Origin of the sequence: Allobosea sp. WAO (genome assembly GCF_001509835.1) — a bacterium.
Classification (GTDB): domain Bacteria; phylum Pseudomonadota; class Alphaproteobacteria; order Rhizobiales; family Beijerinckiaceae; genus Allobosea.
Genome location: NZ_JXTJ01000017.1, coordinates 80151 through 96416, shown reverse-complemented (window position 1 = coordinate 96416; position 16266 = coordinate 80151). Strand labels below are relative to the sequence as shown.

General features: G+C 67.4%; 16 protein-coding genes. 10 read left to right on the top strand and 6 right to left on the bottom strand.

Features of this window, described 5'->3' with window-relative positions; all coding sequences use genetic code 11:
• Positions 1-76: 76 nt before the first annotated feature.
• Both DK26_RS25350 and DK26_RS25345 read left to right on the top strand, forming a co-directional pair.
• Positions 77-1609 (top strand): 4-hydroxyphenylacetate 3-hydroxylase N-terminal domain-containing protein, encoded by a 1533-nt coding sequence (locus DK26_RS25350; RefSeq protein ID WP_066478800.1) that lies wholly within the window; start codon positions 77-79, stop codon positions 1607-1609.
• A 108-nt stretch (positions 1610-1717) separates the two neighbouring features.
• The gene (locus DK26_RS25345; protein WP_248310102.1) at positions 1718-3361 is read left to right on the top strand and encodes an acyl-CoA dehydrogenase family protein; all 1644 of its coding nucleotides are present in this window, start codon (positions 1718-1720) and stop codon (positions 3359-3361) included.
• A gap of 164 nt (positions 3362-3525) precedes the next feature.
• Here DK26_RS25345 and DK26_RS25340 read toward each other — a convergent pair whose 3' ends face one another.
• Positions 3526-4260, bottom strand: coding sequence for a thioredoxin family protein (locus DK26_RS25340; RefSeq protein WP_066478797.1), 735 nt, complete (start codon positions 4258-4260; stop codon positions 3526-3528).
• Positions 4261-4345: 85 nt separating this feature from the next.
• On the opposite strand from DK26_RS25340, the gene DK26_RS25335 reads away from it, so the two are divergent.
• Both DK26_RS25335 and DK26_RS25330 read left to right on the top strand, forming a co-directional pair.
• On the top strand, positions 4346-4792 hold the full coding sequence (locus tag DK26_RS25335) for a MarR family transcriptional regulator (RefSeq protein ID WP_066478795.1): 447 nt from the start codon (positions 4346-4348) through the stop codon (positions 4790-4792).
• A gap of 75 nt (positions 4793-4867) precedes the next feature.
• Positions 4868-5275: a VOC family protein gene (locus DK26_RS25330; protein WP_066478794.1), complete on the top strand. Its 408-nt coding sequence runs from the start codon at positions 4868-4870 to the stop codon at positions 5273-5275.
• Positions 5276-5297: 22 nt separating this feature from the next.
• Here DK26_RS25330 and glpD read toward each other — a convergent pair whose 3' ends face one another.
• Entirely contained in the window at positions 5298-6851 is a 1554-nt protein-coding gene (gene glpD, locus DK26_RS25325; protein WP_066478791.1) for a glycerol-3-phosphate dehydrogenase, read from the bottom strand.
• Positions 6852-7105: 254 nt separating this feature from the next.
• Positions 7106-7885, bottom strand: coding sequence for a DeoR/GlpR family DNA-binding transcription regulator (locus DK26_RS25320; RefSeq protein ID WP_066478789.1), 780 nt, complete (start codon positions 7883-7885; stop codon positions 7106-7108).
• Positions 7886-8059: 174 nt separating this feature from the next.
• Between DK26_RS25320 and DK26_RS25315 the strand changes: the two genes are divergently transcribed.
• The 4 genes from DK26_RS25315 to DK26_RS25300 all read left to right on the top strand — a co-directional run bounded on the left by DK26_RS25315 (position 8060) and on the right by DK26_RS25300 (position 11841).
• Positions 8060-9034, top strand: a complete 975-nt coding sequence (locus DK26_RS25315; protein ID WP_066478787.1) for an HWE histidine kinase domain-containing protein — start codon at positions 8060-8062, stop codon at positions 9032-9034.
• Between the two features lie 98 nt (positions 9035-9132).
• Positions 9133-10644: an ATP-binding protein gene (locus tag DK26_RS25310; protein ID WP_066478785.1), complete on the top strand. Its 1512-nt coding sequence runs from the start codon at positions 9133-9135 to the stop codon at positions 10642-10644.
• Positions 10641-11249 carry a response regulator gene (locus tag DK26_RS25305; RefSeq protein ID WP_066478782.1) on the top strand — a complete coding sequence of 203 codons (609 nt, stop codon included), beginning with the start codon at positions 10641-10643 and terminating at the stop codon, positions 11247-11249. The genes DK26_RS25310 and DK26_RS25305 overlap by 4 nt, the downstream gene beginning before the upstream one ends.
• A gap of 103 nt (positions 11250-11352) precedes the next feature.
• Positions 11353-11841, top strand: coding sequence for a heme-binding protein (locus DK26_RS25300; RefSeq protein ID WP_066478779.1), 489 nt, complete (start codon positions 11353-11355; stop codon positions 11839-11841).
• Between the two features lie 64 nt (positions 11842-11905).
• Here the strand turns inward: DK26_RS25300 and DK26_RS25295 are convergent, their stop codons facing one another.
• Positions 11906-12313, bottom strand: coding sequence for a hypothetical protein (locus DK26_RS25295; protein ID WP_157089844.1), 408 nt, complete (start codon positions 12311-12313; stop codon positions 11906-11908).
• Positions 12314-12426: 113 nt separating this feature from the next.
• Complete coding sequence (locus tag DK26_RS25290) at positions 12427-12783, bottom strand: hypothetical protein (RefSeq protein WP_066478774.1); 357 nt, start codon at positions 12781-12783, stop codon at positions 12427-12429.
• A gap of 197 nt (positions 12784-12980) precedes the next feature.
• On the opposite strand from DK26_RS25290, the gene DK26_RS25285 reads away from it, so the two are divergent.
• Both DK26_RS25285 and DK26_RS25280 read left to right on the top strand, forming a co-directional pair.
• Positions 12981-14474 (top strand): MDR family MFS transporter, encoded by a 1494-nt coding sequence (locus tag DK26_RS25285; protein WP_066478770.1) that lies wholly within the window; start codon positions 12981-12983, stop codon positions 14472-14474.
• A gap of 128 nt (positions 14475-14602) precedes the next feature.
• Positions 14603-15154: a DUF1269 domain-containing protein gene (locus DK26_RS25280; protein ID WP_066478768.1), complete on the top strand. Its 552-nt coding sequence runs from the start codon at positions 14603-14605 to the stop codon at positions 15152-15154.
• A 192-nt stretch (positions 15155-15346) separates the two neighbouring features.
• On the opposite strand, the gene dapD is transcribed toward DK26_RS25280, so the two are convergent.
• A complete protein-coding gene (gene dapD / locus DK26_RS25275) occupies positions 15347-16189 on the bottom strand; it encodes a 2,3,4,5-tetrahydropyridine-2,6-dicarboxylate N-succinyltransferase (protein WP_066478766.1) in 843 nt (280 codons plus the stop codon).
• Positions 16190-16266 lie beyond the last annotated feature (77 nt).

Here is a 16266-nt window from a genome sequence, read left to right as displayed (position 1 = left end):
CGGCTGCAAATCACCGCTTGACGAAAATCTAACACCGTTCGATTTTATCGACAACAACACGTTGGAGGACGACGCCATGCTGATGGATGCCGCCGGCTATCGCGAATCGCTGCGCGCCTATCACCCGAGGGTCTTCGTCAACGGACAGCGCGTCGGAAACGTCGCCGACGAGCCCCTGCTGGCGCCCGGCATCAATGCCGTCGGCATCACCTATGACCTCGCCCATGACGAGGCCCACCGGCCGATCATGACCGCGGTGCAGGCGAGCTCGGGCAAGACCGTCAACCGCATGCTGCATGTCGACGGCTCGTCCAGCGACCTGCTCGCCAAGCTCGAGGCTGTCAGGCTGGTCTGCAAGATCTCCGGCTGCGCGCAGCGCTATCTGACGCATGACGCCTTCGGCGGCATCCTGCAGGCGACGGCGCGGGCCGACGCGAACCATGGCACGGATTACGGCCAGCGCTTCCTCGCCTATCTGCACGATGCGCAGGATCGCGACCTGACGATCGGCGTCGCGATGACAGACGCCAAGGGCGACCGCTCGAAGCGGCCGGGCGCGCAGGCGAACCGCGATGCCTACGTCCACATCAAGGAACGGCGCAAGGACGGCATCGTCATTCGCGGCACCAAGGCGATCGTCACGGGCGCGCCCTATATGCACGAATTCCTGGTGATGCCCTGCCGGACGCATGCACCGGGCGACGAGGATTTCGCGCTGTGCTGCGCCGTGCCCTGCGATGCCGAAGGCGTCACCATCGTCGCGCGCCCCGCAGGCAGACCCGGCGATCCGGCGGCGAAGTTCTCGGCGAAATACGGCCAGTCGACCGGCGCGGTGATGTTCGACGACGTCTTCGTGCCCTGGGACCGGGTGTTCATGGCCGGCGAGACCGAAGAGGCCGGCTACCTCACCACCAGCTATGCCAGCCATCATCGCCATAGCTGCATCGGGGCGCGGGCCGGCTTCGGCGATCTCCTGATCGGCGCCGGCGCGCTGATGATCGAGGCGAACGGGCTCGATGCCGATCGCCACTCCCATATCCGCGAGCAGATGGTCGAGCTCATCACCATCACCGAGAGCTTCTTCGCCTGCGGTGTGGCGGCCTCGGTCTATTGCCAGAAGGATGTTTCGGGCGTGGCGATGCCGGACGCGGTGTTCTCGAACATCGGCAAGCTCCTGCTCGCGACCAAGATCTATGACATGCACCGCATCGCCCACTACGTCTCGGGCGGTCTGATCGTCGCCCTGCCCGGGCCGGACGAGGACCACAACCCGGAGACCGCCGGCTCACTCGCCGCCGTACTGACCGGGCGACCCGACGTGCCCTATGAGCAGCGCGCCGAGGTCGCGCGCTTCATCGAGGACCTGACCGTCTCGAAGGAGGCCGGCTGGTATTCGGTGATCTCGCTGCATGGCGGCGGTTCGCCCGAGGCGATGAAGCGCGAGATCTGGCGCAATTATCCCGTCATGGAAAAGGTCGAACTGGTCGAAAACCTGCTCGACCGCGGCGTCCTCGCCGACGGCTCGCGTGTCTCGAAGCAGCCCGGGCGCTGCTGCGTCACCGGCTGCGAAGTGCCGGAACGCATGACGACGCAGGAGGCGGCTGAGTAGGTCCGAACCGTCATGGTCGGACTTGTCCCGACCATCCACGTCTTCCCTCATCCGCGTCGCAAGACGTGGATGCTCGCCACAAGGGCGAGCATGACGAAAGAGCCCGCCATGAACGCTCACGCCACTCACCAGGTCCTCAACCAGGCCCGCCCGGCGACCGGCTGGAACGCCTTCTCCGGCGACGCGGTGCTGCAGGGCGTCGTCGCCCGGCTGGCGCCCTGGGTGGCAGGGAAAGCCGGCGCGCTCGGCGCGCTTGCTGGCGATGCCGAGGTGCAGGAACTGGCGCGTCTGGCCAATCGTTACGGGCCCGAACTGAAGACGCATGACCGGTTCGGCAATCGCATCGACTGGATCGAGTTCCATCCTGCCTGGCACGAGTTGATGGGCCTCGCCTTCGCCCATGAGGTGCCTTCGCTCGCCTGGACGACCAGGGAGCCGAACGGGCACGCGGCACGGGCGGTGCTGTCCTATCTCTGGAATCAGGTCGAGCATGGCGTCGGCTGCCCGACGGGCATGACCTATGCGGCCTTCCCCGGCCTCGCTCAGCCGGAGTTCGCACTCTGGCGCGAGAAGATCACCTCGGGCCGCTACGACAAGCGGCCGCTACCGGTGGCACAGAAGACCGGCGCCAGCATCGGCTATGCGATGACCGAGAAGCAGGGCGGCTCGGATCTGCGCCAAACCCAGACGACAGCGCGTTTCCTCGAGGATACGCCGGAAGGCCGGGTCTATCTGATCACCGGGCACAAATGGTTCTTCTCTGTGCCGCAATCGGACGGGTTCTTCACCCTGGCGCAGACCGAGAGCGGCGTCTCCTGCCTGTTCTGCCCGGGCTTCCTGCCCGATGGCAGCCGCAACCGGCTGCAGATCCAGCGACTGAAGGACAAGGCCGGCAACCGCTCGAACGCCTCCTCCGAGGTCGAATTCCGCGAGTGCCTCGGCTGGCTCGTCGGCGCGGAGGGCGCCGGCATCAAGGAGATTCTCTCCCACGCCCATCTCACCCGGCTCGATTTCGCCGTCGGCTCGGCCGGGCTGATGCGGCAGGCGCTAACGCTGGCGCTCAACCACACCCAGTCACGCCGGGGTTTTGGCTCCTCGCTCGCCGAACAGCCGATGATGACCAATATCCTGGCCGATCTCGCGATCGACTCCGAGGCCTCGACACTGATGGCCTTCCGCATCGCCGCCGCAACCGATGCGATGGAGACGAGCGAACAGGAGCGCCACCTCGCCCGAGTCTCGACGCCGCTGGCAAAATTCTGGAACTGCAAGCGGGCCGCCGCCTTCGTCGTCGAGGCCCTGGAATGTCATGGTGGCAACGGCTTCATCGAGGAGAACCCGATGGCGCGGCTCTATCGCGAGGCGCCGCTCAACGCGATCTGGGAGGGCACCTCGAACATGATGTGCATGGACGTGCTGCGCTCCTTCAACCGCGATCCGCGCACCAAGGAGGCCTTCATGGAAGAGGTCGGCAGCGCGCGCGGGGCCAACCCCGCGCTCGACCGCTGGCTCGACCGGCTCGGCACGGAAGTCGCCAAGCCGCGCAATGATGACGGCCATGGCCGCCGCCTCGCCAATCTGATGGCCTATGCGCTGCAGGCCTCCGAATTGAGGAAGCATGCCGACGAGGCGGTGTTCGAGAGCTTCTGCCGCTCGCGGCTCGATGCCGATTGGGGCTATGTCTTCGGCACGCTGGAGCCCTCGCCGGAGCTTGCCGCAATCGTCCAGCGCGCGACGGTGGCGCGCAGCTGAAAGAGCATCATTCGGCGTCTAACTCCGGGCCGTCATTCCGCCGCAGCCAAGCGCAGCGCAGGAATGACGACCTTCATTGCCGAGAAATCGCGCGCCCCAAGTCCATCCTCCCGAGGAGGCGGACACCCTACCAACCCTATGCGCGCGTTCCGTGGCGCGCCGCCTCAGGCGGCGCAGCAAGCGTGGGCCCGTGCCGGCTCCTCGTACTCGTCATGGCGCTTGACGAAGCTGAGCGTCGACGTCTCGTTGCGGCCCTTGGGCGCGCGGTCGAGGATCATCAGTGTCGAAAGCAGTTCCTCGCCGCCGCGGGCATAGGAGGAGTAGGTGTGGAAGACCCGCCCCTGCTCGTCGCGGCTGAAGGCGCTCACCCCCGGCAGCTCGTCGAAGGCCTGCTCCGACGGCATCCGCATGAAATTGTACTCGACCCCACCGCTCGCCAGCTCCTCCTTGGTGAAGGAGACATGGAAGTCGGCATTGAAGTCGCTGCCGAAGGACGAGACCCAGGGGAAATTCCAGCCCATCCGCTTCCTGTAGGCCTCGATCTTCGCGAGCGGCGCGCGCGACACCGCGACCAGCGTGACGTCGTGGTTGTTGAGATGGGGCAGCGTACCGTCGAAATGATCGGCCATGAAGGAACAGCCCGGACAGCCCGCCTCCCAGTCCGGCCCGAACATGAAATGGTAGATCATGAGCTGGCTGCGGCCGTCGAAGAGTTCAGCGAGGCTGCGCCGTCCGGAAGGCGTGTCGAAGGCATAGTCCTTCTCGACCCTGACCCAGGGCAGAGCCAGGCGTTCGGCATTGATCGCATCGCGCAGCCGGGTGAACTCCTTCTCACGCTGCAGAAGTGCGCGGCGGGCTTCGAGCCACTCGGCCTTAGAGGCAAGCTGATGATGCTGCATGGTTTTCTCCCTTCAGCGCTGCGCCCCTGTTCTTGACTTTAACAGTTGATATCAACATAATTGCCCAATGTCAAAATCAGCCCTCATGCCAGCGGAATCGCCGGTCCCGTTCGCGACCACGCTGCATGTGCGCGACCACTGCCTGTGCCTGCACCTGCAGCGCGCCGCCCGCGCGCTGGCCCGGCTGTTCGACGAAGCGCTGCGGCCTCTGGGGCTGACCAACCAGCAGTTCTCGCTGCTGATGTCGCTGAACCGGCCGGAGCCGCCGAGCATCGCCCCGGTTGCGAACCTGCTCGGCATGGACCGCACGACCCTGACCGCAGCGCTGAAGCCGCTCGAGCGGCGCGGCCTCGTGACGGTCTCTCCCGGAGATAAGGACCGCCGCAGCAGGCTGCTCGCAATTACGCCCGAGGGAATTGCGCTGCTGGCGCGGGCCATGCCGATCTGGCAGCGCACGCATGACGCGGTCGATGCCCGCCTCACCGATATCGAACCGGCCAAGCTCAGACAGTCGCTTCTCGCCGTGTCATAGCCGCGCCCTCGCCCCACCGGCAACGTCCCCCGACGCCGGTCCCGATCCCGGAACGAAGCTGCCAAGGAGCCCGCAATGCCTCAGATGATCTTCATCAACCTGCCGGTGAAGGACCTCGCCAAGTCGATGGCCTTCTTCGAGACGCTGGGCTTCTCCTTCAACCCGCAGTTCACCGACGAAACGGCAGCCTGCATGGTGATCAGCGACACCATCTTCGCGATGCTGCTGACCCATGAGAAATTTGCCGGATTCTCGCCGAAGCCGATCGCCGACACGGACAAGACGACCGAGGTGCTGATCGCGCTCTCCCGCGACGATCGCGCAGCGGTCGACGCCATCGTCAAGGCGGCGCTCGCGGCCGGCGGCAGCACCTTCAACGAGCCGCAGGATCACGGCTTCATGTACGGCCACGCCTTCCGCGACCTCGACGGCCATGTCTGGGAGGTATTCTGGATGGATCCGGCGGCGGCGCAGGCTCAGTAGAGCCCGCAGCGGACCGCCGGCATCAGCCCTGCGCGGCCAGAGCGGGCGCGCTGGCGCGTTGCGCTGCCATATAATCGTCGAGCGCCTGGCGCTGCTCGGCCGAGAGACGCAGGCCGAGCTTGCTGCGCCGGAACAGCACGTCCTCGGCGCTCACCGCCCATTCCTGCGCCATCAGCCAGCCAACCTCGCGTTCGGTCAGGTCGGCGCCGAAGTTCCGGCCGAGATCGGCCATCGAGGCTGCGCCTTCCAGCAGATGCTCGGCGCGGGTGCCATAGGCACGCGCCAGGCGGCGTGCCAGCGGCCGGTCGAGCCAGGGCCGCGTCGTGCAGATCCGCTCGACCAACGCCTCAAAGCCCTGGACCGGGAAATCGCCGCCGGGAAGCGGCGCCCCGGCCGTCCAGGGCGCGGCGCGAAGCGCCGGCACGGCAGCCGCGAGCTTTTCGACTGCAGCCTCGGCAAGGCGGCGTGAGGTCGTGATCTTGCCGCCGAAGACCGAGAGCAGCGGGGCAGAGCCCGCCGGCTCGTCGAGTTTCAGCACATAATCGCGCGTCGCCTCCTGGGCCTTGCTGGCGCCGTCATCATAGAGCGGCCGCACCCCTGAATAGGTCCAGACCACGTCCTCGCGCCGGATCTGCTTGCGGAAGTACTCGCTAGCGGCGGAGCAGAGATAGGCGATCTCCTCCTCGCTGGCTGCGACCTTGGCCGGATCGGCGCGATAATCCCTGTCGGTGGTGCCGATCAGCGTGAGGTCGCCCTCATAGGGGATCGCGAAGATGATGCGGCCATCGGCATTCTGGAAAATGTAGCAGCGGTCATGCTCGAACAGGCGCGGCACGACGATGTGGCTGCCCTGGACCAGCCGGACCGCGGCCGGCTGCTCGCTCGGCGCGATGCCGTTGAGCACCTCGGCAACCCAGGGCCCGGCGGCGTTGACCAGGGTCCGGGCCGCTGTCTGCGCCCTGCTGCCATCGGCAGCCTCGGTCTCGACCAGCCAGTGATCGCCGTGGCGGCGCGCGCCGATGACGCGGGTCCGCGTCAGGATCTGTGCACCGCGCTCGGCCGCATCGCGGGCGTTGAGCACGACGAGCCGCGCATCGTCGACCCAGCAATCGGAATACTCGAAGCCGCGGCTGAAGCGCGGCTGCAGCGGCTCGCCCGTCTCGTCGCGCCGCAGATCGAGCGAGCGCGTCGCCGGCAGCAGCTTTCGCCCGCCGAGATGGTCGTAGAGGAAGAGGCCGAGCCGCAGCAGCCACCAGGGCCGCAGGCCTTCGTGATGCGGCAGGACGAAGCGCAGCGGCCGCACGATATGCGGGGCGGCGCGCCAGATCACCTCGCGCTCGGTGAGCGCCTCGCGCACCAGCCGGAACTCGTAATGCTCGAGATAGCGCAGCCCGCCATGGATCAGCTTGGTCGAGGCCGAGGAGGTGGCGCCGGCGAGGTCACCTTGCTCGAACAGGATGACGGAGGCGCCGCGGCCGGCGGCGTCGCGGGCGATCCCGCAACCATTCACGCCACCGCCGATGATGGCGACATCGAAGACCGGAGCCGACACGATTACTCTCCCGGCAGGGGGCATCGGACGCCGCCTGCACCACGATAGATAATGCGCGCTTTGCTTGCGTGCAATGCAAAAGCGAAATCAAAAACGAAACCGCGACCTTGCTTCTGGCAACTTTTCCGACGGGGAGCGCGTTCCGCTCAAATCCCAAGATCATTCCGGCTGGAGCGAAGCGGAGTGCCGGAAGCCATCGTGAGGCTGCGGCGCTCCATGATGGATTCCGCAGCTGCGCGGCTGGTCCGGAATGGCGACGGGTGAGAGCGAAGCGTGCTCTAGGAAGAGGCTTTCACAGCAGTCTCGACCAGCTCGACCCCCTCGCTGCGGCAGAGCTCGCGCAGCGGCTCGGCCTCAAGGCGGTCGGTGACGAAAACGTCGACATCGCGCAGATGCGCGATGCGGACGGGCGCGGAGCGCTCGAACTTGGTGCTGTCGGCGACGAGCAGGCATTGCCGGGCGTTCTCGATGATCGCTTGGGAAACCCTGACCTCGCGATAGTCGAAGTCGAGCAGCGCGCCCTCCTCGTCGATGGCCGAGGTGCCGATCACGGCATAGTCGACCTTGAACTGGCGGATCAGGTCGATCGCGGCCGCACCGATGACGCCGCCGTCCGAACGCCGGACCGGGCCGCCGGCAACGATCACCTCGATGCGCGGGTGCGGATAGAGCAGCGTCGCGACATGCAGGTTGTTGGTGATCACGAGGAGGCCCTGATGGTCGGTCAGCGCGCGAGCGACCTCCTCCGTGGTCGTGCCGATATTGATGAAGAGCGAGGCGTCGTTGGGGATCAGCGCCGCGGCGGCTCGGCCGATCGCCGCCTTCTCCTCGCCGGCGATGAAGCGGCGCGCCTCATAGGCAAGGTTCTCGACGCTGGAGGCGACGACCGCGCCGCCATGGACGCGCGACATCACGCGCTGCTCGCAGAGCTGGTTGAGGTCCTTGCGGATGGTCTGGACGCTGACCTCGTAGCGCGCCGCCAGTTCCTCGACGCTGACCCGACCCTGGCTGCGCGCCAGCGTCACGATCTCGCGCTGGCGCGGCGTCAGGCTTTCCATGGGCGAGGCTCCTTCGGGGTCGCGCCAAGCTGACGGGACCGGGAGCCCACGTCAATCGCGGCCGCACCGACAATGACGAGACGGGAAAACCTGTCAAAAGACATGCCGGTTTGACAAGCAATGCTGTAGCGGTCGAATTGGACGAGAATAGCCCCACCGATCGAAAGCGCGCACGTGCCGACACAGGTAGACAAGGATGCGCGCCTGATGCGCGCCGTGCTCGCGGCATCGGACGACTGCATCAAGGTGCTCGATCTCGAAGGGCGGCTGACCTTCATGAGCGAAGGCGGCCAGCGCGTGATGGAGGTCGTGGATTTCGAGGCGATCCGCGGCTGCTCCTGGCCGGATTTCTGGCAAGACGCCAGCAATGCGGATGCGCAGGCCGCGATCGCCGCAGCGCGAGACGGCAGGAGCTATCGCTTCAACGGACCCGCCAATACCGCTGCAGGCAATCCCCGCTACTGGGACGTGCAGGTCTCGCCGATCATCGGGCCGGATGGCAGGCCGGAAGCCATCCTCTCGGTCTCACGCGACATCACCGAATTGCAGGCCAGCGAAGAGCGCTATCGTCTGCTCGCCGGCGAGCTCAACCATCGCATCAAGAACCTGCTCGCCATGGTCCAGGGCATCGTCAACCAGACGCTGCGCCAGCCCGACGAGCCGCTCCAGAGCGCGAAGCCCCGCCTGCTCGACCGCCTGCAGGCGCTCGGCGCGGCGCAGGACCTTTTGCTGTCGGCGAGCCGGCACGGCGCCGACCTGAAGCAGCTGGTCGAAGTCGTGCTGGCGCCGCACCGCTTCGGCGCGCGCATCGCGATCGCCGGACCTGCCGTCGCCCTGTCGCCGAAATGCGCCCTGGCCATGGCGCTGGCCACCCATGAACTCGGCACCAACGCCGTCAAGTATGGCGCGCTCTCCCATGAACGCGGCCATATCGATGTAGCCTGGCAGATCGAGGCCGGGGAAATGCTGTTTCGCTGGCAGGAGAGCGGTGGCCCGCTGGTGACGCCGCCGACCCGACGCGGTTTCGGCTCGCAGATGATCGAGAAAGCGCTCGGCAGCTATCTCGGCGGCACGGCCCAGACCGATTATGCGGCCGAGGGCATCGTGCTTTCGCTGCGGGCGCCGCTTTCGGGGCTGGCGGAAACCTAGCGTCGTCATGGCCGGCGGCGAGCCCGTGCAGCCCCGTCGGAAAATCGCTATCCTCGGCTTGCCGGGAGCGGACCCGGAGGGAGGCCGACGGAAGCAGGATGACGGGAAGGCGGCGGCGCAGTATCATTCTCCTGTCGAGCATCGCCGTGCTCGGGCTCGTCTGCGTCCTCTATTCGCTGCTGCAGCGCCGTCAGGCCGCAACTGAGCTCGCCAGCGCAGGCCAGACGCTGCACCGCATGATCTCGCAGCGAGCCGACCAGCACGACGCGCATCTGACCAGCCTCTCCGCCCTGGTCCAGGCAGCCGACCCCGCTCCGATCGCAACGGTCGAGCAGGTCGCGGCGAGCATTACGCGCTTTTACCCGCGCATCGTCGGGATCGACGTCGTTGATCTCGCCACCACGCCGCCGGCTTCGCTGCTCGACGCCAGCGACCCGGCCATCGTCGCGGCCGAGGCGGCACAGGCCTCCGGCGCGACGGTGCGGACCCGCAGCATCGACGGCGGCGACAGGCTCCTCCTCGTTAAACGTGCCCTGACCGACGGTGTCGGGCATTACGCGATCGCGCTTATCATCGACATCGGCCGGCTGTCGGCCAGCGACGTCGCCTTGCCCGAGGGTGCGACGGCAACCTTGCGGCTTGCCGGCCAGCCTCTTCCGGCCGGAAACAAGGCCAGCGCCTTCAGCGCCGAAATCGCCAGCCGCACCCAGCCCTTGCGCCTAGACCTCGCCTCGACCGCACCGCGCTGGCCGGTTCCGCCTTTGGGCTTCCTGCTGCTCGCCGCCCTGCTCACGGCGCTCGGCGCTGGGCTGATCGAAAGATTGCTCGACGCGCGGGCCAAGGCCAATGACGCAGCGCGCAAGGCCGCGCTGGCCGCCCAGGATGCAAGACTCGCCCATGCCGGCCGCGTCAACGCCATGGGCGAGCTCGCCTCGGGCATCACGCATGAGCTGACGCAGCCGCTGACCGCGATCCTCAGCCATGCCCAGGCCGGCCAGCGCCTCGTGCAGCGCCCCGGGACCGAGCCCGCGACGCTCGCGCCCGCGCTCGATGCGATCGCACGCAATGCCAAGCGGGCCGGCGAGATTCTAGGCCGCTTGCGAGCCTGGATCAGCAAATCCGAGCCCGCCCTCGAAATCGTCGACCTCGCCGAGCTCGCCGGCGAGGTCGCCCATCTCCTGACGACCGGAGCGCTGCCGGCCGGCTCGGCCCTCAAGGTCGAGAGCGATGGCAGCCGGCCTCTCGTCCGCGCCGACCGTGTCCAGCTCGAGCAGGTCGTCTTCAATCTCGCCCGCAACGGGCTCGACGCGGTCGCGGACGCGAAGAGCGAGCGGGTCGTCACGATCGCGGTCGCGACGGAAGGAGCACAGGCCGTGCTCAGCGTCGCAGACACCGGCCCCGGACTTTCTCCGGAGATAGAGGCGCGGTTGTTCGAGCCCTTCTTCACCACCAAGCCGGAAGGGCTCGGGCTGGGCCTTGCTCTCTGCAACCGGCTGATCGAGCGCTTCGGTGGCACGCTGGATGGCAGGAACGCCGCCGCAGGCGGCGCCGTGTTCAGCTTCCAGCTGCCATTGTCCGCCGAAGCAATCCGCCGCGAGGCTGCCGAATGAGCCTGCGCCTCGTCCACCTGATCGACGATGACTGGGAGGTGCGGGAGGCGCTCAGCTTCCTGCTGCACACGGTCGGCCTGGAGGTCCGGGGCTATCAGGACGCCCTCGCCTTCCTGGATGCGCTGCCCGGGCTGCCGCCCGGCTGCATCGTCACCGATATCCGGATGCCGCGCCTGACCGGGCTGAAACTGCAGGAGCGTCTTGCAACCGCCCGCTGCCGCTGGCCGGTTGTCGTGATCACCGGCCATGGCGATATCGAGGCCTGCCGCGCCGCCTTCCGCAATGGCGCGGCGGACTTCCTGACCAAGCCGATCGACGAGCAGGTTCTGATCGACACGGTCCAGGCGGCCCTGACCCGGCTGGAAGCGATGCTCGCGTCGGAAGCGGATGCCTTGTCCTCGCGGCAGCGGCTGGAGCGGCTCTCAGAGCGCGAACGGGAGATCCTCGCCCTGATCAGCGAGGGCCATTCGAGTAAGGAAGTCGCGCGCGCGCTTGGCATCTCGCCGCGGACCGTCGATACGCATCGCGCCCATCTCGCCGAGAAGCTCGAAACCAGCTCGCTCGCGGAGATGGTGCGGCTGCATCTGCAAGGTGCCGATCGGTAGAACTACCGATGCCGGCCGTCGATCACCCGGATGCACGCGGAAGGGCGCCTTCGCCATTCTCCTCTCACGCCGCCACCACCGGTGGCCGTCAGAGGAGCTTGCCATGTCCGTCGCCCGTCTCGTCCTGATTTCCGCCGCTGTCGCGCTGCCGACCCTCGCCCAGGCCCAGGTGCCGCAGGAGCGCGTTCTTCCGTCCGCGCTCGCCGTCGAGCTGGCCCAGGCGACCGTCGCGGCCTGCGCCGCCAAGAACTTCAATGTCACGGCGACGGTGGTCGACCGTCAGGGCGTCGTGCGCGCCACGGTCCGCGCCGACCGCGCCGGCCCGCATACTCTCGAAGCCAGCCGTGCCAAGGCATTTACCTCGGCTTCGGCCCGCTCGAACACCGGCGCGATGGCGGAAGCCGCTGCGAACAATGCCGGCGCGCGAAACCTCGTGCATATCCCTGGCTTCCTGCTGCTCGGCGGCGGCGTGCCGGTCAAGGTCGGCGATGACGTCGTCGGTGCGGTCGGCGTCGGCGGCGCTCCGGGCGGCCATCTCGACGAGGAATGCGCCAATGCCGGCCTCCAGGCGATCGCTGCCAAGCTGAAGTAGGCCGACGAACCGGTGCCTGATCCGGCCGCGTCACCGCTCGCCGCGGCGGCGCGGCCAAGCTTCGTCAGCGCCGCGAATCGAGATCGGCCGGTTCTGCGCGCGGCAGCTTCGCCCGGTAGACCAGCCTCCAGGCGTCGTTGGCGAGCGGAAAATCCTTGCATTTCAGATCGGTCCGGCGCCGGCCGGCTTGCGTGACCAGAACACCGTTGCGCTCACCCTGCCCCTTCACCATGATCGAATAGAGCGTGTAGGTGGCATCGCCGCGGGAGAAGCGAACGATGTCGCCGGCAGAGCCTGCGTCGCCGACAACTGCGGTGCTGAAGGCCGAACCGGGCGGACGCGATAGGTCGGGATGGACCAGTTCGAGCGCCCCCTTGCGCCCGAAACGATACACCAGCGTGCCCTGTCCGGGACCGATATCGGCAGAGGCACAGAGCGAGACGATCCGGCTTCCGACAGCGCAGGAAAACACCGCCGCCTCCGCCGGCAGACAAAGCGTAGGCCGCCGGCCCTCGGCTGCGACGGCCGACGCCTGAAAGCCGCCGGCGAGCAGGACGAAGACGGCGCAAGGCAGAAGCGCTCGCCTCACTTCGACCAGAGCCTCAGCGGGATCTTGCCGCTCCTACCGCAATCGGCGAAGGCGACTCCATCCTCGGTGAGCACACCGCTGGCTTCGCAGCTGTCCTCGCCGACGACCAGCTTCGCGACATAGCGCTGACCATTACGGCTCAAGCGAAGCGTGCCGGCCTTCTCGGAAACCTCGCCCGGCCCGCAAATGGCGAGGTGCTTCAATTGCACCGGCCCGGCGAATGCGCGCTTGCGCCAGAGGCCCGGCACAGTGCCCTCTGTCAGGGTCGCGGACACCGCCCATTCCCCGGCATAGCCATAGCGGCCTTCGAGCTCGAGGCCGAGGGCCGGCGCCGCGCCGAGCAGCATGAGCATTGGCAACAATACGCCCCGCATCGCAGCCCCCCGCTTCGGCGCCGTACCGCGCCTGAAGACATTGTGCATTGCCAGCCAGCGGCCGCAACGGCACCGTGATCACAACGCCGATCGGCCCTGCGTCCCCGCTCATGGCGCATGGCCTGACAGCGCATTATGCTCCGCCATTCCCAATTCACAGGACGGGCGCAGTGCCGATGGACAAGCGGGTCGAGACCGAGGCGCCGGCGGCTGCGCTCAGCCATGCCGATATCCGCTCGATCCTGATCGGTATCATGCTCGCCATGTTCCTGGCGGCGCTCGACCAGACCATCGTCGCGACCGCGATGCCGACGATCGGGCGTGAGCTCGGCGACGTTACCCATCTGCCCTGGGTGGTGACATCCTATCTCCTGGCCTCGACGGCGGTGACGCCGCTCTACGGCAAGCTCGCCGACATCCATGGCCGGCGGGTGACGCTGCTCGGCGGCATCGTCATCTTCATCATCGGCTCGGTCGCCTGCGCGCTCTCTTCCTCGATCTGGCTGCTGGTGGTGTCCCGCTTCATCCAGGGCCTCGGCGGTGGCGGGCTGATCGCGCTGGCCCAGACGATCATCGGCGACATGGTGCCGCCGAAGGAGCGCGGGAAGTATCAGGTCTACATCGCCAGCGTCTTCTTCTCCTCCTCGCTGCTCGGGCCGGTGCTCGGCGGCGTGATCTCCGAGGCGCTGCACTGGTCGGTGATCTTCTGGATCAACCTGCCGCTCGGGCTTGCCGCCTACTGGATGACCGACAAGGCGTTGCGCAGGCTGCCGCGCCATGAGCGGCCGCACCGGCTCGACGTGCTCGGCGCCCTGCTGATGACCGGCGCGACAATGACGCTGCTGCTCGCCCTGTCCTGGGGCGGCGTGCTCTACCCCTGGTTCTCGGCGCCGATCCTCGGACTGGTGCTGCTCTCGCTCGCACTCTGGCTCTGCTTCGCCTGGCGGCTGCGGGTCGCGGAGGAGCCGCTGATCCCGCTCACCATCCTCGCCAATCCTGTGGTCCGCGACGGCACGATCGCCGCCGGTTTCGGCATGGGCACCTTCATCGGCCTGACGATCTATCTGCCGCTCTATTTCGAAACGGTCGCCGGCCTGTCCGCGGCCCATTCCGGACTCGGGCTGATCCCGCTGACCTGCGGCACAGTGATCGGCGCGACCGCCTCCGGCCGGGCGATGACCAAGCTGACGCACTACAAGCGCGTGCCGCTGGCGGGCCTTGTCGTGGCGCTCATCGGCACGGCGGTCCTCGCCATCTTCTCCGGTCGCCTGCCGCTCGTGCCCTTCGGCGCCGTGCTCGCGGTGATCAGCCTCGGCTTCGGCACGCTATTGCCGGTCGCGACCGTCGCGATCCAGAACGCCGTCGCCATGCACCAGCTCGGCACAGCGACCGCAACCGCCAATTTCTTCCGGCAGATCGGCGGGGCACTGATCGTCGCCGTATTCGGGGCGATCGTGCTCGGCGGCATGGGGGCGAGCGGCGCCGGGCTCTCGGCCGAGACGCTCAAGGCCGGCGCGGTCGACCGAGAAATCATGGTCCGGCTGTTCACCTATGTCTTCGCCGCGACCTTTGTCGGCTTCGCGCTCTCGCTGCTGTTCCTCGCGCGAATGAAGGAGCTGCCCCTGCGCGGCGCGGCGAAGGAGACGGCCAGGGAACTGGCGGCCGAGTAGGCGAGAAACTCAGGTGCGAAACCTGGGTTGGCGAGGTCTCATCGCCTTGACCTGAATCATGGCTTCCGCCGCAAACCTGTCACAAGCTATGGTCAGGCTGATATTCCCGCCTAACCAGGAGTTTCCCCATGTCCGATCTCGTCGTCATCGTCTATCCGACCGAGGCCAAGGCCGAGGAAATGCGCCAGAAGCTCTTCGGGCTGCAAAAGGAATACCTGATCCGGATCAGCGACGCGGCGATCGCCGTGATGCATGAGGGCGGCAAGATCAAGCTCAACCAGCTGCTCAACACCACGGCGCTCGGCGCTGCCTCGGGCGGTTTCTGGGGCCTGCTGATCGGCGCGATCTTCCTGATGCCGGTGTTCGGTGCGGCGATCGGCGCCGCCTCGGGCGCGCTCGGCGGCGCCCTCTCCGATTACGGCGTCAACGACAACTTCATGAAGGAGCTCTCGACGACCCTGCAGCCCGGCAATGCGGCGCTGTTCGTGCTTATCCAGAAGATGACCGGCGACAAGGTGCTCGAGGCGATCAAGGGCACCGGCGGCGTCGTGCTGAAGACCTCGCTCGACCATACCCGCGAGCAAGCCCTGCGCGATGCGCTCGCCGCCTCCCCGGCCGCCCAGCCGCTGCCCACCGGGCCCGGCCCTGAGGCGACCACGAACCCTGCTCCGGCCGCCTGAGGCACTCGCCGCTCGGGTCGCCTTCAAACACCGTCATTCCGGCGCTCCGCTTCGCTGCGGCCGGAATGACGGAGCAACTGACATCGCTCGGCACCAACGGAAGCTCGAGCCGGCGCAATCAGCGCGAAAACGGCGAGAGGGCAGGCACACAGTGCCGAGCGGGCCATCTCGCCATATGCTTGTCGTAGTCGATCAGTCCCGCAGCAGGTCGTTGATGCCGGTCTTCGCCCGGGTCTGGGCATCCACCGTCTTGACGATCACCGCGCAGTAGAGCGACGGGCCGGGCGTGCCGTCGTTCAGCGGCTTGCCCGGCAGAGAGCCGGAGACCACCACCGAATAGGGCGGCACCTTGCCGATATGGATCTGGCCGGTGGCCCGGTCGACGATCTTGGTCGAGGCCGAGATGAAGACGCCCATGGAGAGCACCGAGCCTTCGCCGACGACCACGCCCTCGACCACCTCGGAACGGGCGCCGATAAAGCAGTTGTCCTCGATGATCGTCGGGTTGGCCTGCAGCGGCTCCAGCACGCCGCCGATGCCGACGCCGCCCGAGAGATGGACGTTCTTGCCGATCTGCGCGCAGGAGCCGACCGTCGCCCAGGTGTCGACCATGGTGCCGGAATCGACATAGGCGCCGATATTGACGAAGGACGGCATCAGGATGACGTTCGGCGCCAGGAAGGAGCCCTTGCGCGCCGCGGCCGGCGGCACGACCCGGAAGCCGGCGGCGCGGAAGCGGTTCTCGCCCCAGCCTTCAAACTTCGACGGCACCTTGTCCCAGAACACGCCCTCACCCGGGCCGTTCGCCATGATCTTGTTGTCGGTCAGGCGGAAGGAGAGCAGCACCGCCTTCTTCAGCCACTGATGCGTGACCCACTCACCGTCGATCTTCTCGGCGACGCGGGCCTGGCCGGCATCGAGCATCTCGATCGCCTGGTCAACAGCCTCGCGGACCGCGCCTTTGGTCGAGATGCCGATCTCGGCCCGGTTCTCCCAGGCGGCATCAATGGTGGCGGCGAGATCGGTCAGCGACATGAGACAGCTCCGGCAGTCATGAGGTCGCCCGGAGCGATGGCCGATGCGGGGGGCAACGTCAAGGCTGGGGAACGCCG